Annotated in this window: 16 protein-coding genes; 8 read left to right on the top strand and 8 right to left on the bottom strand. The window is 63.3% G+C overall.

Going from position 1 to position 17,212, the window contains the following annotated elements:
• The first annotated feature begins 292 nt into the window (after nucleotides 1-292).
• The 4 genes from purM (at nucleotide 293) to GGI48_RS23730 (ending at nucleotide 3,208) form a co-directional block, all read left to right on the top strand.
• Complete coding sequence (purM, locus tag GGI48_RS23745; protein ID WP_016966219.1) at nucleotides 293-1,351, top strand: phosphoribosylformylglycinamidine cyclo-ligase; 1,059 nt, start codon at nucleotides 293-295, stop codon at nucleotides 1,349-1,351.
• A gap of 11 nt (nucleotides 1,352-1,362) precedes the next feature.
• Nucleotides 1,363-2,013, top strand: coding sequence for a phosphoribosylglycinamide formyltransferase (purN, locus tag GGI48_RS23740; RefSeq protein WP_179602103.1), 651 nt, complete (start codon nucleotides 1,363-1,365; stop codon nucleotides 2,011-2,013).
• 8 nt (nucleotides 2,014-2,021) lie between these two features.
• Nucleotides 2,022-2,735: a DUF3108 domain-containing protein gene (locus GGI48_RS23735; protein WP_047305628.1), complete on the top strand. Its 714-nt coding sequence runs from the start codon at nucleotides 2,022-2,024 to the stop codon at nucleotides 2,733-2,735.
• Between the two features lie 284 nt (nucleotides 2,736-3,019).
• Entirely contained in the window at nucleotides 3,020-3,208 is a 189-nt protein-coding gene (locus GGI48_RS23730) for a hypothetical protein (RefSeq protein WP_016966217.1), read from the top strand.
• 96 nt (nucleotides 3,209-3,304) lie between these two features.
• Here GGI48_RS23730 and GGI48_RS23725 read toward each other — a convergent pair whose 3' ends face one another.
• The 7 genes from GGI48_RS23725 to GGI48_RS23695 form a co-directional block, all read right to left on the bottom strand.
• Nucleotides 3,305-3,844 carry a DUF2058 domain-containing protein gene (locus tag GGI48_RS23725; RefSeq protein ID WP_016966216.1) on the bottom strand — a complete coding sequence of 180 codons (540 nt, stop codon included), beginning with the start codon at nucleotides 3,842-3,844 and terminating at the stop codon, nucleotides 3,305-3,307.
• Between the two features lie 26 nt (nucleotides 3,845-3,870).
• A complete protein-coding gene (gene mazG / locus GGI48_RS23720) occupies nucleotides 3,871-4,704 on the bottom strand; it encodes a nucleoside triphosphate pyrophosphohydrolase (RefSeq protein ID WP_042941670.1) in 834 nt (277 codons plus the stop codon).
• Nucleotides 4,705-4,728: 24 nt separating this feature from the next.
• Nucleotides 4,729-6,972, bottom strand: coding sequence for a GTP diphosphokinase (gene relA / locus GGI48_RS23715; RefSeq protein WP_016966214.1), 2,244 nt, complete (start codon nucleotides 6,970-6,972; stop codon nucleotides 4,729-4,731).
• A gap of 122 nt (nucleotides 6,973-7,094) precedes the next feature.
• Nucleotides 7,095-8,447 (bottom strand): 23S rRNA (uracil(1939)-C(5))-methyltransferase RlmD, encoded by a 1,353-nt coding sequence (rlmD, locus tag GGI48_RS23710; RefSeq protein WP_047305629.1) that lies wholly within the window; start codon nucleotides 8,445-8,447, stop codon nucleotides 7,095-7,097.
• Complete coding sequence (gene cysM / locus GGI48_RS23705) at nucleotides 8,447-9,349, bottom strand: cysteine synthase CysM (RefSeq protein ID WP_016965669.1); 903 nt, start codon at nucleotides 9,347-9,349, stop codon at nucleotides 8,447-8,449. Before cysM ends, rlmD begins: the two co-directional genes overlap by 1 nt.
• Before the next feature lie 118 nt (nucleotides 9,350-9,467).
• On the bottom strand, nucleotides 9,468-10,823 hold the full coding sequence (locus tag GGI48_RS23700) for a sensor histidine kinase (RefSeq protein WP_179600289.1): 1,356 nt from the start codon (nucleotides 10,821-10,823) through the stop codon (nucleotides 9,468-9,470).
• Nucleotides 10,810-11,532 carry a response regulator transcription factor gene (locus tag GGI48_RS23695; protein WP_179600287.1) on the bottom strand — a complete coding sequence of 241 codons (723 nt, stop codon included), beginning with the start codon at nucleotides 11,530-11,532 and terminating at the stop codon, nucleotides 10,810-10,812. Before GGI48_RS23695 ends, GGI48_RS23700 begins: the two co-directional genes overlap by 14 nt.
• Before the next feature lie 219 nt (nucleotides 11,533-11,751).
• Here GGI48_RS23695 and GGI48_RS23690 point away from each other — a divergent pair, with 219 nt between their 5' ends.
• The 4 genes from GGI48_RS23690 (at nucleotide 11,752) to GGI48_RS23675 (ending at nucleotide 16,484) form a co-directional block, all read left to right on the top strand.
• Nucleotides 11,752-14,505: a response regulator gene (locus GGI48_RS23690; RefSeq protein WP_016965672.1), complete on the top strand. Its 2,754-nt coding sequence runs from the start codon at nucleotides 11,752-11,754 to the stop codon at nucleotides 14,503-14,505.
• Nucleotides 14,506-14,568: 63 nt separating this feature from the next.
• Nucleotides 14,569-15,558 (top strand): 2-hydroxyacid dehydrogenase, encoded by a 990-nt coding sequence (locus tag GGI48_RS23685; protein ID WP_016965673.1) that lies wholly within the window; start codon nucleotides 14,569-14,571, stop codon nucleotides 15,556-15,558.
• Nucleotides 15,559-15,645: 87 nt separating this feature from the next.
• Complete coding sequence (locus GGI48_RS23680) at nucleotides 15,646-16,083, top strand: hypothetical protein (protein WP_047305633.1); 438 nt, start codon at nucleotides 15,646-15,648, stop codon at nucleotides 16,081-16,083.
• On the top strand, nucleotides 16,080-16,484 hold the full coding sequence (locus GGI48_RS23675) for an META domain-containing protein (protein ID WP_179600285.1): 405 nt from the start codon (nucleotides 16,080-16,082) through the stop codon (nucleotides 16,482-16,484). The genes GGI48_RS23680 and GGI48_RS23675 overlap by 4 nt, the downstream gene beginning before the upstream one ends.
• 133 nt (nucleotides 16,485-16,617) lie before the next feature.
• Here GGI48_RS23675 and GGI48_RS23670 read toward each other — a convergent pair whose 3' ends face one another.
• Entirely contained in the window at nucleotides 16,618-17,082 is a 465-nt protein-coding gene (locus tag GGI48_RS23670; RefSeq protein WP_103742436.1) for a TlpA disulfide reductase family protein, read from the bottom strand.
• Nucleotides 17,083-17,212: the final 130 nt, after the last annotated feature.

Below are 17,212 nucleotides of genomic sequence, written 5' to 3'. Positions count from 1 at the left end.
GGTAAAACATTCACCCGTCGCCCGACTGTTTTCACGCTGTCATAACGATAGCCACTTGAGCGCTATACCTTATACAGGCATGGGCAGGACCACCAACACGGCCAATCGCGGTTTTTTTAGGCGGATATGCCTCTACCCGTCGGCCCGAGGATGGCCGCTGCCCCACAAGCCTGATAAAATCGCGCGCCTTCGCAGACCGGCACCAGCTGGGCACCCTGAAACACTTTCCCAGTGCTCGGGCAGGCTCTCTGGTTCGGTCGATACCCCTGAATCCCCCCTAAAGGCCTGGATCATGAGCAAGCAACCCTCCCTGAGCTACAAAGACGCCGGTGTAGACATCGACGCCGGTGAAGCATTGGTCGAACGCATCAAGAGCGTCGCCAAGCGCACTGCGCGCCCGGAAGTCATGGGCGGCCTGGGCGGTTTCGGCGCCCTCTGCGAAATCCCGGCCGGCTACAAGCAACCTGTACTGGTTTCCGGCACCGACGGCGTCGGCACCAAGCTGCGCCTGGCCCTGAACCTGAACAAGCACGACAGCATCGGCATCGACCTGGTAGCCATGTGCGTCAACGACCTGGTGGTCTGCGGCGCCGAGCCGCTGTTCTTCCTCGACTACTACGCCACCGGCAAGCTCAACGTCGATACCGCAGCCCAGGTGGTCACCGGCATCGGTGCCGGCTGCGAACTGTCCGGCTGCTCCCTGGTCGGCGGCGAAACCGCTGAAATGCCCGGCATGTACGAAGGCGAAGACTACGACCTGGCCGGCTTCTGCGTCGGCGTCGTGGAAAAGGCCGAAATCATCGACGGCTCGAAAGTCGCCACCGGTGACGCACTGATCGCCCTGCCATCGTCCGGCCCGCACTCCAACGGCTACTCGCTGATCCGCAAGATCATCGAAGTCGCCGGTGCCGACATCGAAAACATCCAGCTGGACGGCAAGCCGCTGACCGAGCTGCTGATGGCCCCGACCCGCATCTACGTCAAGCCGCTGCTGAAGCTGATCAAGGACACCGGCGCCGTCAAGGCCATGGCCCACATCACTGGCGGCGGCCTGCTGGACAACATCCCGCGCGTGCTGCCAAAAGGCGCCCAGGCCGTGGTCGACGTGGCAAGCTGGAAGCGCCCGGCGGTCTTCGACTGGCTGCAAGAGCAAGGCAATGTCGACGAGCACGAAATGCACCGCGTCCTGAACTGCGGCGTGGGCATGGTCATCTGCGTGGCCCAGGATCAGGTTGAAAATGCCCTGAACGTCCTGCGTGCAGCGGGCGAGCAGCCTTGGGTCATCGGCCAGATCGCCACCGCAGCCGAAGGCGCGGCCCAGGTCGAGCTGAAGAACCTCAAGGCTCACTGATGCAAGAGCGGATGTCGCCGACCTGTGATGTTGTGGTGCTGCTGTCCGGCACCGGCAGTAACCTGCAAGCCCTGATCGACAACGCGCGCACCGACGACAGTCCGGTGCGCATCGCTGCCGTGATCTCCAACCGCGCCGACGCCTACGGGCTGCAGCGTGCCCAGGAAGCGGGCATCCCGACCCGCTTCCTCGATCACACCGCTTTCGAAGGCCGCGAGGCCTTCGATCAGGGGTTGATCGAGCTGATCGACACCTTCCAACCGAAACTGGTGGTACTGGCCGGATTCATGCGCATCCTCAGCGCCGGATTCGTTCGTCACTACCAGGGCCGACTGCTGAATATCCATCCCTCGCTGCTGCCCAAATACAAAGGGTTACATACTCACCAGCGGGCGCTGGAGGCCGGGGATACTGAGCACGGCTGCAGTGTGCACTTCGTCACCGAGGAACTCGATGGCGGGCCACTGGTCGTACAGGCTGTGATCCCGGTAGAGTTGCACGACTCGCCGCAAAGCCTGGCGCAGCGAGTGCACATCCAGGAACACCGGATTTACCCCATGGCTGTACGCTGGTTTGCCGAAGGTCGGCTGATGCTCAGCGATCAGGGTGCTTTACTGGATGGTCAATTACTGGCCGCCAGCGGCTATTTGATTCGAACCTAGGAGATTTTATGCGTCGCGCCCTGCTCTTCGCTTGCGCTCTGTTCGCCCTGCCGGTTGTGCAGGCAGCAGACCTTCACCCGTTCTCCGCCAGCTACACCGCCGACTGGAAGCAACTGCCCATGAGCGGCACGGCTGAACGCAGCCTGGAAAAAACCGCCAATGGCGCCTGGAAACTCAGCTTCAAGGCGTCGATGATGATCGCCAGCCTGAGCGAGGAAAGCACCCTGACCCTGGACAAGGACACCCTGGTGCCCCAGTCCTATCACTTCGAGCGCGGCGGTCTGGGCAAGGCCAAGAAAGCCGATCTGGATTTCGACTGGAACGCCAAGATGGTCACCGGCACCGACCGTGGCGATGCGGTCAAGCTGCCGCTGAACACCGGCATGGTGGACAAATCCACCTACCAGCTGGCCCTGCAGCACGACGTGGCCGCCGGCAAGAAGACCATGAGCTATCAAGTGGTCGACGGCGGTGAAGTCGACACCTACGATTTCCGCGTCCTGGGCTCGGAAAAAGTCGACACCAAGGCCGGCCAGATCGATGCCATCAAGGTTGAGCGCGTGCGCGACCCGACACAGAGCAAACGCATCACCGTGATGTGGTTCGCCAAGGACTGGGATTACCTGCTGGTCCGCCTGCAGCAGGTGGAAACCGACGGCAAGGAGTACAACATCATGCTCCTCAACGGCACCGTCAACGGCAAGACAGTCAAAGGCAGTTAAGCCGCAGCACGATCAAAGCCTCGCGAAAGCGGGGCTTTTTTTTGCTCGAAATGCCACTCCATGTCCGCTTGCCAGACGCCGAGGCAAGCCCTCCAAGATGAAACTTTTGTCATGAAACTTCGCCGACTGCGGCGAAATGTCACGGTTTTCGCGGGCTGCAGGATTGTCGCCAATCCTGCAAAGGTCTGTTGCAGATCCAGGCAATTTACTTAGCAAGCTAACAAAACATATAACAGAGGCCTGCACACGCCTTGCTGCAGATCAACCGAGATTGGAGCTAGCAGATGACTGTAAAAGTAACTGAACGCGACGATTCACATATGTCCCATGAAGGCGTAGCCGCGGGTGTACGGATCTGGGATGTGCATCAACAAGGCATGCTGGTGGGCATGTTCCACTCCGAGAGCGACGCCCACAGCTACAAGGCCGAACTGGAAAAACTCGAGCAGAACCGCGCGCCCCAGAGTTCCTGATTAAACCTCGACACAGCGGTGCCGGGATTCCACGCCAATCCCCCCACCCAAAAACCACCAACCCCGCCATGAGCGGGGTTGGTGGTTACTGGATGCTTACCACATCAGATCATCAGGGATCTGGTAGGCCGCGTATGGATCGTCCTCATCCGGCGCCTCGGTGGGCGTGTTCAGTTGCACGATGCGCCGCGGGTCACGCTCCTGGATCTTCAGCGCCGCCTCCCGCGGAATCACCTCATAGCCACCAGCGTGGTGGACGATGGCCAGGGAACCGCTGCTGAGCTTGTTGCGCATCAGGGTGTTCACCGACAGACGCTTGACCTTCTTGTCGTCGACGAAGTTGTAGTAGTCCTCGGTGTTCAGCTTGGGCAGGCGCGAGACTTCGATCAGTTGCTTGATCTGCGCCGCACGGGCCTTCTGCTCGGCCTTCTCCTGCTGCTGACGGTTGAGCTCCTGGTCACGCTTGACCTTCTCGGCCATGGCTTCCTGGGCTGCGCGCTGCTGGGAATCATCGAGTTCGATCTGGCCTTTATGGGCCAGTCGCTGCTGCTTCTGCTTGTCTTTGCTGACCTGCTTGGCCTGCTTTTGGTTGACCAGCCCTGCTTTGAGCAACTGGTCGCGAAGGGAAAGGCTCATGGTGCTTACTCACTTAGGCAACGGCCTCAGCCGCAGCTGGGCAAATTCTTTTCCTGACGTTTGGCTTCACCCCACAGGGCATCCAAGTCTTCGAGGGTGCAATCTTCCACGGGACGACCGGTGTCGCGCAATGCCTGCTCGATAAATCGGAAGCGCCGATCGAACTTGGCATTGGCACCGCGCAAGGCGGTTTCCGGGTCGACCTTCAAGTGCCTGGCCAGGTTGACCACGACAAACAGCAAGTCACCGATTTCCTCAGTGATGGCCGCCGAGTCGTTGTCGGCCATGGCCTCCAGCACCTCGTCCAGTTCTTCACGAACCTTGTCCACCACCGGCAGGGCGTCCGGCCAGTCGAAGCCGACCTGCGCCGCGCGCTTTTGCAACTTGGCCGCGCGGGACAGCGCCGGCAGGGCCACCGGCACATCGTCGAGCAGGGACAACTGCTGCGGAGCGTCGGACTTCTCTGCCCGCTCCTCGGCCTTGATCTGCTCCCAGCGCGCCTTGACCTGTTCTTCATCGAGCCGCGGGATATCCAGCGGCGCGTACAGATCCCCGGTAGGGAACACGTGGGGATGCCGACGGATCAACTTGCGGGTGATGCCGTCCACCACCGCGTCGAATTCGAACCGCCCCTCCTCCCGGGCCAGTTGGCTGTAATACACCACCTGGAACAACAGATCGCCCAGCTCGCCTTGCAAGTGGTCGAAGTCGCCGCGCTCGATGGCGTCGGCGACCTCATAGGCCTCTTCCAGGGTATGGGGAACGATGCTGGCGTAGTTCTGCTTGATATCCCACGGGCAGCCGTATTGCGGGTCCCGCAGGCGCGCCATCAGGTGGAGCAGGTCTTCAAGGCTGTACATCAGTTCATCCATTTCATGCGGGCATCACGGGGTTCGATTGCGCCGGGTCTCGATGATGTTCGGCAGCTGGGAGATGCGCCCCAGCAAACGCCCCAATGCATCCAGGCCCGGAATCTCGATGGTCAGGGACATCAACGCGGTGTTGTCCTCCTTGTTCGAGCGCGTATTGACGGCCAACACGTTGATCCGCTCGTTGAGCAGTACCTGGGACACGTCACGCAGCAGACCGGAACGATCGTAGGCGCGGATGATGATGTCCACCGGATAGGTGAGCACCGGCACCGGCCCCCAGCTGACCTGGATGATCCGCTCCGGCTCGCGCCCGGCCAGTTGCAGCACCGAGGCACAGTCCTGGCGGTGAATGCTCACGCCACGGCCCTGGGTGATGTAGCCGACGATCGCGTCCCCCGGCAGTGGCTGGCAGCAGCCGGCCATCTGGGTCATCAGGTTGCCGACGCCCTGGATCTGGATATCGCCACGCTTGCCTGGCTTGTAGCCGGCGGCCTTGCGCGGGATCAGCTCCAGTTGTTCGTTGCCGCGCTCGGGCTCCACCAGTTGCTGGGCCAGGTTGACCAGCTGCGCCAGGCGCAGGTCACCCGCGCCCAGGGCGGCGAACATGTCCTCGGCGGTCTTCATGTTGGCCTTGTCGGCAAGCTTGTCGAAGTCCACCTGAGGCAGGTCGAGACGGTTCAGCTCGCGTTCCAGCAGGGTCTTGCCGGCGGCGACGTTCTGATCGCGAGCCTGCAGCTTGAACCAGTGGACGATCTTCGCCCGCGCCCGGGACGTGGTGACGTAGCCCAGGTTCGGGTTCAGCCAGTCACGGCTCGGCGTGCCGTGCTTGCTGGTGATGATCTCCACCTGCTCGCCGGTCTGCAGGCTGTAGTTGAGCGGCACGATGCGCCCGTTGATCTTGGCGCCCCGGCAGTTGTGGCCGATCTCGGTGTGCACCCGGTAGGCGAAGTCCAGCGGTGTAGCGCCTTTGGGCAGGTCGATGGCGTGGCCGTCGGGGGTGAAGATGTACACCCGGTCCGGCTCGATATCCACCCGCAACTGTTCGGCCAGGCCGCCGATATCCCCCAGCTCTTCGTGCCATTCCAGCACTTGGCGCAGCCAGGAGATCTTCTCTTCGTAATGGTTGGAGCCGGACTTGACGTCGGTGCCCTTGTATTTCCAGTGGGCGCAAACCCCGAGCTCCGCTTCCTCGTGCATCGCGTGGGTACGGATCTGCACTTCCAGCACCTTGCCCTCGGGGCCGATCACCGCGGTGTGCAGCGAGCGATAGCCGTTTTCCTTGGGGTTGGCGATGTAGTCGTCGAATTCCTTGGGGATGTGCCGCCACAAGGTGTGCACGATGCCCAGCGCGGTGTAGCAGTCGCGCATTTCCGGCACCAGCACACGCACCGCGCGCACATCGTAGATCTGGCTGAACTCCAGGCCCTTGCGCTGCATTTTGCGCCAGATGGAATAGATGTGCTTGGCCCGCCCACTGATGTCGGCGTTGACCCCGGTGGCCTTCAGTTCGTTCTGCAACTGGTTCATCACGTCGCTGATGAAGCGCTCGCGATCCAGGCGCCGCTCATGCAGGAGCTTGGCGATCTGCTTGTATTGCTCAGGCTCCAGGTAACGGAAGGACAGGTCCTCCAGCTCCCACTTGATATGGCCGATGCCGAGGCGGTGAGCCAAAGGCGCATAGATGTCGAAAACCTCGCGGGCGACCCGGTTGCGCTTCTCTTCGTCGGCGCTTTTCACCGCGCGAATGGCGCAGGTCCGCTCGGCCAGCTTGATCAGTGCCACGCGCACGTCATCGACCATGGCCACCAGCATCTTGCGCAGGTTTTCCACCTGCGCCTGAGTGCCGAGTACCAGGGATTGACGAGGGCTGAGACTGGCCGTGATCGCGGCCATGCGCAGCACGCCGTCGATCAGCTTGGCCACCACCGGGCCAAAACGCTGGCTGACCGCCGGCAACTGGATCTGGCCCTCGCGGACGCCGCGGTACAGCACTGCGGCGACCAGGGAATCCTGGTCCAGCTTGAGGTCGGCAAGGATCTCCGCAATCTCCAGGCCCGTGCTGAAACTCGACACGTCCTCGGCGCTCAGACCCTTGGCGGCAATGTGTTTTAACTCTGCCTCGCGAGCGAACTCGCAGGCTTCTTTCAAGGCCTCACGGTCCAATGCCATATCGACGCTGACCGTATGATCGAGCCATGCCTCGAGATTGATACTGCCGTCGGTGTTGATCGGCTGGTGCGCTCTCACCTGTACCATCTTGCTTTACCTTCCCTACGACGCACATTCAATGCGTCAAATCGCTGACCTTCAACGCTCAGGGGCAGCTCGCGGGGCCAGCGAACCACACCTGAAGGATCAGTCGGATTAGACAAGCCATCCTAGCTCGCTTCGAATAACGCCATGGCCTCGACATGCGCCGTCTGAGGAAACATATCGAGGATCCCGGCACGTTTTAACCTGTAGCCCTGCTTGATCAATTCGACCGTGTCACGGGCCAAAGTTGCCGGATTGCATGACACGTAAACCAACCGTTTGGCACCCAGGCTCGCCAAGTGGCGAACCACCTCGAAAGCACCGTCACGGGGTGGGTCCAAGAGTACCGCAGAAAAGCCTTCATCAACCCACTCGGCAGCACTCAGAGGCTGGGATAAATCGGCTTGAAAAAAGCGCGTGTTATGCAAATTGTTGCTGGCGGCGTTGTCAGCGGCGCGCGCCACCATGGCCGCCACGCCTTCCACCGCCACCACTTCCCGCACCTGCCGGGCCAGCGGCAGGGCAAAGTTGCCCAGGCCGCAGAACAGGTCCAGCACCCGCTCCTGAGGTTGCGGCGCCAGCCACTCCAGCGCCTGGGCCACCATCGCTTCGTTGACCGCGGCGTTGACCTGGACAAAGTCCCCCGGCCGATAGGCCAGGTGCAGATCCCAGGTTTCCAGGCGATAGCCCAGCGACTGCGACGGATCAAAGGGTTGCGGCTCGCCTTCAGCGTGCAGCCACAATTGCGCCTGATGGAAATCGCAGAAGTCCTTGAGGATCGTCAGGTCGCTCTCGGACAACGGCGCCATATGACGCAACAGCACCGCCAGCGCCGAACCACTGAACAACTCCACATGCCCCAGTGCCTGAGGCTTGCTCAAGCGTCGCAGCATGGCGGGCAAGCGGCTCATGATGGGCTGCAAGGCCTGTACCAGCACCGGGCAATCGTCGATGGCGACAATGTCCTGGCTACCAGCGGCACGCAAACCCACCTCCAGTTGCTTGCCCTTGGCGTCCCAGCGCACCGCCACCCGGGCGCGACGCCGATAGCCGAACTCGGGACCGCTCAACGGCGCCGCCCAGACCTCGGGTTCAACCCCCGCGACCTTGGACAACTGCTCGGCGAGCATGCGCTGTTTCAGGGCAAGCTGTTCGGCATGGGGCAGGTGCTGCACGCTGCAACCGCCACAACGCCCGGCGTGGGCACAGGCCGCCGGGCGACGCAGTTCACTGGCGTTGAAGATGCGCTCGGTACGGGCCTCCACCACCTTGCCATGGCTGCCCAATACCCGAGCTTCGACGTCTTCACCGGCCAGAGCACCGCTGACAAACCAGGTGCGGCCATCGACAAAGGCGATGCCACGACCGTCATTGGCCAGGCGCTGGATGTTCAGGCGCTGCTTCTTGCCCACGGGAATCTGTGGAGCCCGAGTGCCGCCCGCCGGCTGGAAGCGCAGGCCTCTCTCTTGCTTAGCCATCAGTTGGGCGCATCGAAGATGCCGGTCGACAAGTAACGATCGCCACGGTCACAGATGATCGCGACCATGACCGCGTTTTCCACTTCCCGGGACAGGCGCAGCATCGCTGCCACCGCACCACCGGAAGACACGCCACAGAAAATGCCCTCTTCCCGGGCCAGACGCCGGGTCACGTCTTCGGCTTCGCTCTGGGCCATGTCGACGATGCGGTCGACCCGACTGGCCTGATAGATCTTCGGCAGGTATTGCTCGGGCCAGCGGCGGATGCCGGGAATGGCCGAGCCTTCCATGGGTTGCAGACCGACGATCTGCACCTCGGGGTTCTGTTCTTTCAAATAGCGCGAAGTGCCCATGATGGTGCCGGTGGTGCCCATCGAGCTGATGAAGTGGGTGATGCTGCCCTGGGTCTGGCGCCAGATTTCCGGACCAGTGCCGGTGTAGTGGGCCTCGGGGTTGTCGCCGTTGGCGAACTGATCCAGCACCTTGCCACGGCCTTCGGCCTGCATGCGTTCGGCCAGGTCGCGGGCACCTTCCATGCCCTCTTCCTGGCTAACCAGGATCAGCTCGGCGCCATAGGCAGTCATTGCCGCCTTGCGCTCGGCGCTGGAGTTGTCGGGCATGATCAGGATCATCTTGTAGCCCTTGATCGCCGCAGCCATGGCCAGGGCGATGCCGGTGTTGCCCGACGTCGCTTCGATCAGGGTATCGCCGGCCTGGATCTGCCCGCGCAGTTCGGCGCGAGTGATCATCGACAGTGCCGGACGGTCCTTGACCGAACCCGCTGGGTTATTGCCCTCAAGCTTGAGCAGCAAGGTATTGCTGGTGGCGCCAGGCAGGCGCTGCAAACGGACCAGCGGGGTGTTGCCGACGCAATCGGCGATGGTTGGGTACTGCAAGGTCATGGCGTATTCGCAATCCAGACTGCGGGGGCGCCTATCATACCGGCAAACGTCCAAGCGCCATATCACGCAAAGTGCGGGACTTATGGCTGATTGATCTAAGGCCGGCCAGGGCCCGCGTTCAGGCTCCCGGCAAGCGCAGATGAAGACGCAAGCCATGCGCGGTGTTCTGCGCCCACAACTGCCCGCCCTGACGCACCACCGCATTGCGCGCAATGCTCAGGCCCAGGCCAAAGCCGCCATCCCCCGGCCGCGATCCATCCAGACGGATGAACGGCGCGAAGATCCGCTCCAGATCCTCTTCGGCCACACCCGGTCCCTGGTCGTCCAGCCACAGGTGCCAATACTCGCCTTCCCGTTGCCCCGCGAGCGTGATCCGGGCGCCGGCCGGAGAATGCCGAATGGCATTGCGCAGGATGTTTTCCAGGGCCTGGGCCAGGGTATTGAGGTGGCCGCGCACCCAGCAATCGGCGTCCAGTTCACAGCGCAACTGCGCCGCCGACCAGCCGCTTTCGAAGCAGGCGTTCTCGCTGAGCATCTCCCACAGCGCCTGGACCTGGATCTGCTCCGCGGGCAATGGCCCGCGTTCGGTGTCCAGCCAGGCCAGTTGCAGGCTGTCTTCCACCAGGCGCTGCATGCCATCGACCTCCCGAGCCAGGCGCTCGCGCAATGCCCAAAGGTTCTGCTCGCTGTCACACGCCACCCGCAGACGACTCAGGGGCGTGCGCAACTCGTGGGACAGATCGCGCAGCAATTGCTGCTGCACCGCTACGGTGCTCTGCAAGCGTTCGGACATCTGATCGAAGGCCCGCCCCAGCTCTCCCAGTTCATCCTTGCGCTCAGTGGTTGCGCTGGACAGACGCACACTCAGTTGCCCGGCGCGCCAGGCATTGGCCTGCTCGCGCAGTTGGTTGAGCGGCACCACCAGCAAGCGGTACAGACCAACACACAACAAAAGGGTGAACAGGCCAGGGATCACACCATTGGTGATCACCTGCCAGAACACCCGATAGCGCCCGGGCATGAAGCGCTGCGGCAGCTCGATCACCAGGCTGCCCAGGGACGGATCCTCGGGGAATGGAATTTTCAGCCACGGCAGACCACGGCCATGCCGGCTCACCGGCCAGTGCGCGCCGCGCAGAAAGGTCAGGCGCTGGGCCTCGGCCGATGTCAGCGGCTGACTGCCCAGCGACTGCAGGTCGCTGCCAATGACGCCGACCCAGGTCTGCTCACGACCGGCCATCTGCGCAAGCCAGGCATCGACGCCGGCACTCTGGCCGCTCTTCCAGGCTTGCTCGGCCTCGACGGCGTAATGCTCCAGGGTCGCCCGGGCTTCATCGGACAGGTACAGGTTCCTCTGCTCCACATAGCGCCCCCAGGACCAGCTCAGCCAGATCATCAGCAGACAGAACGCCACCAGCAGGCAGGCCAGTTTCCAGAACAGCGAATGCCGGCCGGGCAGTTCAGGCCAGCTCATCGGCGGCACTCAAGACGTAGCCCTTGCCCCACACGGTGCGCAACTCCCGCTCGCTGTAGCCCAGCGCCTTGAGCTTGCGGCGAATCTGGCTGACGTGCATGTCCAGGCTGCGGTCATGGGCCGCGTAGCCACGCTGCAGGACATGCTGATAAAGGAAGGCCTTGCTCAGCACCTCATCGAGGTTGCGATGCAGGGTTTCCAGCAGGCGATACTCGCTGCGGGTCAACCCGGCCCACTGCCCGGCAAACAGCACATCGCACAGCTCGTCGTCGAAAACCAGGCTCTGTGCGTTGCTGTTCAGCAGCGGCGACATCGGCCGCCGATCCAGGGCCACCCGTCGCAGGATCGCCTCGATGCGCACCCGCAACTCGGCCATGCTGAAGGGCTTGGGCAAGTAGTCGTCGGCTCCGAGGCGAAAACCGCTGATGCGATCGGCCTCCGCCCCCAGGGCCGACATCAGCAGCACCGGCGTGGAATGACTCTGGCGCAAGTGGGTCAGCAGGGTGAGCCCATCCATGCCGGGCAGCAGGATGTCCATCAGCACCACATCGAAGTTCTGGCTGCGGGCCATCCCCAAGCCTTGCTGGCCGTTGCGGCACCAGGTCACGGCGAAACCGCAGCGACCCAGTTGCTCATGCACATAGGCGCCGAGCACCGGGTCATCTTCAATGGTCAGGATACGGGGGGGCTCAACAGCTACGGGAGTCATTAGCTTCTGCAAGTCATTCTCAGTTGGGCAATTATTCAAGATTGCCCGGAGCGCGGCAACCAATGCCTTGGTCGCAGCCTGGCCGCAGGCATTCGCGCCGCCGACCGCCAGGGCGCAATTTGCCAAGATCAGCCTCCGGCAAATCGTTACACTGCGCGGGTGGCGCATCACGGACGTGCCCGTAGACCTTTCAAAACAGCGTGGAAGCAGGAGAGTGGCGTGCTCAAGAAACTGGGAATCAAAGGCCGCGTACTGTTGCTGACCTTGTTGCCCACCAGCCTCATGGCGCTGGTGCTGGGTGGCTATTTCACCTGGATGCAGCTCTCGGAACTGCAGGCCCAGCTCCTGCAGCGCGGCGAAATGATTGCCGAACAACTGGCCTCGCTGGTGGCACCGGCGATGGGCAACCACAACGCGCCGATGCTCGAACGCATCGCCACCCAGGCCCTGGAACAGCAGGACGTGCGCGCGGTGTCTTTCCTGGCTCCTGATCGCACGCTGGTGGCCCACGCGGGACCGAGCATGCTCAACCCGCCACCCAGCGGCAACGGCACGCAGATGATGCAACGCAGTGGCAATGACGCGACCCGCTACCAACTGCCGGTGTTCGGCCGCCATCGCAACCTGGCCGGCGACCTGATCCCCGATGAGTCCGACCGCCTGCTGGGCTGGGTGGAACTGGAGCTGTCCCACAGCGGCATGCTGCTGCGTGGCTACCGCAGCCTGTTCGCCAGCCTGCTGTTGATTGCCGCCGGCCTGGCCGGTGCTGCCCTGCTGGCGGTGCGCATGGGCCGCACCATCAACAACCCGCTGACCCAGATCAAGCAGGCGGTGGCGCAACTCAAGGATGGCAACCTGGAAACCCGCCTGCCACCCCTGGGCAGCCATGAACTGGATGAACTGGCCTCGGGCATCAATCGCATGGCCAGCACCCTGCAGAATGCCCAGGAAGAACTGCAGCACAGCATCGACCAGGCCACCGAAGACGTGCGCCAGAACCTGGAAACCATCGAGATCCAGAACATCGAACTGGACCTGGCGCGCAAGGAAGCCCTGGAAGCCAGCCGGATCAAGTCGGAGTTCCTGGCCAACATGAGCCATGAAATCCGTACACCCCTCAATGGCATTCTCGGCTTCACCCACCTGCTGCAGAAAAGCGAGCTGACGCCGCGCCAGCTGGATTACCTGGGCACCATCGAAAAATCCGCCGACAGCCTGCTGGGGATCATCAACGAAATCCTCGACTTCTCGAAAATCGAAGCCGGCAAGCTGGTGCTCGACAGCATTCCCTTCAACCTGCGGGACTTGCTGCAGGACACCCTGACCATCCTCGCCCCGGCCGCCCACGCCAAGCAGTTGGAACTGGTGAGCCTGGTCTATCGCGACACGCCGTTGTCGCTGGTCGGTGACCCGCTGCGGCTCAAGCAGATCCTCACCAACCTGGTGAGCAACGCCATCAAGTTCACCCGCGAAGGCACCATCGTCGCCCGGGCCATGCTCGAAGAAGAGCACGAGGACAGCGTGCAACTGCGCATCAGCATCCAGGACACCGGCATCGGCCTGTCGAACCAGGATGTGCGTGCCCTGTTCCAGGCCTTCAGCCAGGCCGATAACTCGCTGTCGCGCCAACCCGGCGGCACCGGGCTGGGGCTGGTGATCTCCAAGCGCCTGATCGAACAGATGGGCGGCGAGATCGGGGTCGACAGCACCCCGGGTGAAGGCTCGGAGTTCTGGATCAGCCTGAACCTGCCCAAGACCCGCGACGACGCCGAGGACCTGCCCGGCCCGCCGCTGCTGGGACGGCGGGTGGCGGTCCTGGAGAATCACGAACTGGCCCGCCAGGCCCTGCAGCACCAGTTGGAAGACTGCGGCCTGGAAGTGACCCCGTTCAACACCCTGGAAGCCCTGACCAATGGCATTACCGGGGTGCACCAGAGCGATCAGGCCATTGACCTGGCGGTGCTCGGCATCACCAGCAACGACATGTCTCCCGAGCGCCTGAGCCAGCACATCTGGGACCTGGAACATCTGGGCTGCAAGGTCCTGGTGCTGTGCCCGACCACCGAACAGACGCTGTTCCACCTCTCGGTGCCCAACCCCCACAGTCAGTTGCAGGCCAAGCCGGCCTGCACCCGCAAACTGCGCCGGGCCCTGTCCGATCTGGTCACCCCGCGCCGGCCCCGCAGCGAACCGGAAGAAACTCTCTCCAGCCGCGCACCACGGGTGCTGTGTGTCGATGACAACCCGGCCAACCTGCTGCTGATCCAGACCTTGCTGGAAGACATGGGCGCCAAGGTGCTGGCGGTGGACAACGGCTACGCCGCGCTGAACGCGATCCAGAACGAGCCTTTCGACCTGGTGATGATGGACGTGCAGATGCCCGGCATGGACGGCCGGCAAAGTACCGAGGCAATCCGCCAATGGGAAAGCGAGCGCCACGGGACACCGCTGCCGATCGTCGCCCTGACCGCCCACGCCATGGCCAACGAAAAACGCGCCCTGCTGCAAAGCGGCATGGACGACTACCTGACCAAGCCCATCAGCGAACGGCAACTGGCCCAGGTGGTGCTGAAATGGACCGGCCTGGCGCTGCGCAACCAGGGCCCGGAACGGGCCAGCGAGCGCTCTGAAGTGAGCCTGGAGCTGCAGGTGCTGGATCAGGACGAAGGCCTGCGCCTGGCCGCCGGCAAGGCCGATCTGGCGGCGGACATGCTGGCCATGTTGCTGGCATCTCTTGAAGCCGATCGCGAGGCGATCAACGCCGCCCGGGCGGCCAACGACCATAGCGCCTTGATCGAGCGGGTACACCGTCTGCACGGCGCCACTCGTTATTGCGGGGTGCCGCAGTTGCGTGCCGCCTGCCAACGCAGCGAAACCCTGCTCAAACAGGAGGACGCCAAGGCCTTTGCCGCCCTTGACGAGCTGGACCACGCAATCGGCCGCCTGGCCGCCGAGGCGCGGATCAACGCCTGACCCAGGGCAAGACCCGAACACTGCCCGGCAGGCATGCTGGGCGCCCCGAACAAGGATGCAAGCATGCGCACGATTCTATTCAGCAGCCAGAACTACGACCGTGAGAGCTTTCTCGGCGCCAACCTGCCGGCGGGTATCGAACTGCAGTTCCAGGCCGCCCGCCTGAGCCTGGACACCGTGGCCCTGGCCGAGCGCCATGAAGTGGTCTGTGCCTTCATCAACGACGACCTGAGCGCCCCGGTGCTGGAACAACTGGCCGCCGGCGGCACCCGCCTGATCGCCCTGCGCTCGGCCGGCTACAACCACGTCGACCTGCCTGCGGCGCAGCGCCTGGGCCTGGACGTGGTGCGAGTCCCGGCCTATTCCCCGCATGCGGTGGCCGAACATGCGGTGGCCCTGATCCTGGCGCTCAACCGACGCCTGCATCGCGCCTACAACCGCACCCGCGAGGGCGACTTCACCCTGCACGGCCTGACCGGCTTCGACCTGGTGGGCAAGACCGTGGGCATTGTCGGCACCGGGCAGATCGGTGCCACCTTCGCCCGGATCATGGCGGGTTTTGGCTGCCAACTGCTGGCTTACGACCCTTTCCCCAATCCGGCCGTGGTAGCCCTCGGTGCCCGTTATCTGGAGCTGCCGCAACTGCTGGCTCAGGCGCAGATCATCAGCCTGCACTGCCCGCTCAATGACCACAGTCGCTACCTGATCAACCAGGAAACGCTGGCCCACATGCAGCCCGGGGCCATGCTGATCAATACCGGGCGCGGCGGCCTGGTGGACACCCCGGCGCTGATCGAGGCGCTGAAAAGCGGCCAACTGGGCTACCTGGGGCTGGATGTCTATGAAGAGGAAGCGCAGCTGTTCTTCGAGGACCGCTCCGACCTGCCCCTGCAGGACGACGTGCTGGCCCGGCTGCTGACCTTCCCCAACGTGATAGTGACTGCGCACCAGGCGTTCCTGACCCACGAAGCCCTGGCCGCCATCGCCGAGACCACCCTGCACAACATCGCCAGCTGGGCCGCGGGGCAAGCGCAGAATCGGGTCCTGGGCTGAAATCCGCACGGGCTGATCGAAGGTCGCCTGCCCGTAACCTGCGGCGCAGGGGCCCGTGCTAGCATACGCGGCAGATTTGGAGGACCCATGGTCGAACACGATTTCCGCTACAACCTGATGAACCCGCAACACACCCTGACCGAATGCCGCGCCCTGGTGCCCGGCCGCTATCAAGTCACCGGCAACGGTGGCTCCATCCGCACCGACGACGTGCTGCTGGTCACCCTCAAAGGCAGCAAGGACCTGTCAATGCGCCTGACGGTGGAGACTGTGCGCCACCTGATCAATCCCGTCGGCCAATGGGTCGCCGTGGCCCGCGGCCCGGTATTCGGCGAACTGGCGATTCACCAGTGGCAGGTCAACTGCGACAGCTGCGCCGCCACCCTCGACTTCGAATTCGCGGTGGATGCCAAGCTGGGCAACAAGGCCCAGAAACCCGCCGCCAGCGCGCGGATCGCCGAGCTTGGCTGGCGCAGCGAGGGTGAGCAGCACCGCTGCCCGAAATGCCAGAAGGTAGGCCAATGAAACGCCTGATGCTGGCCGCGGCACTGGGGGCCGGCCTGCTGGGCTGCGCCGCCGAGCCGCTGAAGCTGCAGCAGGACCGCAGCTATGTTCTGGAATGGATCGGTGAGCGTCCGCTGATCGATTACAGCCACCTGACCATCACCCTGGGCGAGGATGGCCGCGCCTACGGCAATGGCGGCTGCAACCATTGGTTCGCGCCGTACACCCTGGACGGCGAGAAGCTCAGCTTCGGCAAGGTCGGCAGCACGCGCAAACTCTGTGCCCCGGCCTTGATGGAGCAGGAACGCCGCTTTCTGCAGGCCCTGGAAAACGTCGAACGCTGGGATGTCTCGCCGATCGAGCAAGTGCGTTTCTGGCCTGCCGAAGGCAAGCCGTTGCGCTGGTGGCCGGAAGAAGGCTGATATTTCTATCGCGGCTGTCGAGCCTGCAGGCTGCGAACAACACCCGGGGGCCTGACTCTCCAGCGAGCTTCAGGCCCCCAGCACGCCTTCAGGGCCTTCGCAGCCTGCGACAGCCGCTACAGCCCCCACGCCCTCAATGCCCGCGCAGGGCCTGCAATTTGGCCAGCACGCCGGCGGCGGTCTGCTCGCCCAGCAATTGCTCACGCACCTTGCCCTTGTCGTCGATGATGTAGGTCACCGGCAGCGCCTCGCTGCGCGGCAGTTCGAAGCGTTCTGCGGGGTTCTGCGCCAGCACGGTGAACTTGATCCCCAGCTTCTCGCTGGCGCCCTTGAGCTCCTCTCCCTGCACATTGTCGAAATTGACCCCCAGCACGGTGGCCGACTGGCCCTTGAGCTGCTCGTTCAGGCTGTTCAATTCAGGGATCTCGGTGCGGCAAGGCCCACACCACTCGGCCCAGTAATTGAGCACCAGCCACTGCTTGTCGATACGCTCGGCGGCGACTTTCTGGCCATATTGGTCGACCCCGTAGTCATTGCCGCAGCCACCCAGCAGCAGAGTTGTAATGATCGCCAATGCCGCCGCCAATTGCCTTGCCATGCGCTGTGTCCTGTATTGAAAGATGTCTTGAATAACGCTGCCGACCCCAGGTCGCTGCGACCTATCGACTCCCAAGGTTCAGGAGAGCCCGTCGCGCGGGTAGAATAGCCGCCACCTTACGCAAGATGCG

The sequence above is a fragment of the Pseudomonas protegens genome (assembly GCF_013407925.2).
Taxonomy (GTDB): domain Bacteria; phylum Pseudomonadota; class Gammaproteobacteria; order Pseudomonadales; family Pseudomonadaceae; genus Aquipseudomonas; species Aquipseudomonas fluorescens_AP.
The sequence above is the reverse complement of the archived record's forward strand: the minus strand, read 5'-3'. Positions and strand labels throughout refer to the sequence as shown.

Bases quoted from the DNA above. Each gene is read 5' to 3' on its own strand.
- purM (WP_016966219.1), top strand. From the start codon at position 293: ATGAGCAAGCAACCCTCCCTGAGCTACAAAGACGCCGGTGTAGACATC.
- purN (WP_179602103.1), top strand. From the start codon at position 1,363: ATGTCGCCGACCTGTGATGTTGTGGTGCTGCTGTCCGGCACCGGCAGT.
- GGI48_RS23735 (WP_047305628.1), top strand. From the start codon at position 2,022: ATGCGTCGCGCCCTGCTCTTCGCTTGCGCTCTGTTCGCCCTGCCGGTT.
- GGI48_RS23730 (WP_016966217.1), top strand. From the start codon at position 3,020: ATGACTGTAAAAGTAACTGAACGCGACGATTCACATATGTCCCATGAA.
- GGI48_RS23725 (WP_016966216.1), bottom strand. From the start codon at position 3,844: ATGAGCCTTTCCCTTCGCGACCAGTTGCTCAAAGCAGGGCTGGTCAAC.
- mazG (WP_042941670.1), bottom strand. From the start codon at position 4,704: ATGTACAGCCTTGAAGACCTGCTCCACCTGATGGCGCGCCTGCGGGAC.
- relA (WP_016966214.1), bottom strand. From the start codon at position 6,972: ATGGTACAGGTGAGAGCGCACCAGCCGATCAACACCGACGGCAGTATC.
- rlmD (WP_047305629.1), bottom strand. From the start codon at position 8,447: ATGGCTAAGCAAGAGAGAGGCCTGCGCTTCCAGCCGGCGGGCGGCACT.
- cysM (WP_016965669.1), bottom strand. From the start codon at position 9,349: ATGACCTTGCAGTACCCAACCATCGCCGATTGCGTCGGCAACACCCCG.
- GGI48_RS23700 (WP_179600289.1), bottom strand. From the start codon at position 10,823: ATGAGCTGGCCTGAACTGCCCGGCCGGCATTCGCTGTTCTGGAAACTG.
- GGI48_RS23695 (WP_179600287.1), bottom strand. From the start codon at position 11,532: ATGACTCCCGTAGCTGTTGAGCCCCCCCGTATCCTGACCATTGAAGAT.
- GGI48_RS23685 (WP_016965673.1), top strand. From the start codon at position 14,569: ATGCGCACGATTCTATTCAGCAGCCAGAACTACGACCGTGAGAGCTTT.
- GGI48_RS23680 (WP_047305633.1), top strand. From the start codon at position 15,646: ATGGTCGAACACGATTTCCGCTACAACCTGATGAACCCGCAACACACC.
- GGI48_RS23675 (WP_179600285.1), top strand. From the start codon at position 16,080: ATGAAACGCCTGATGCTGGCCGCGGCACTGGGGGCCGGCCTGCTGGGC.
- GGI48_RS23670 (WP_103742436.1), bottom strand. From the start codon at position 17,082: ATGGCAAGGCAATTGGCGGCGGCATTGGCGATCATTACAACTCTGCTG.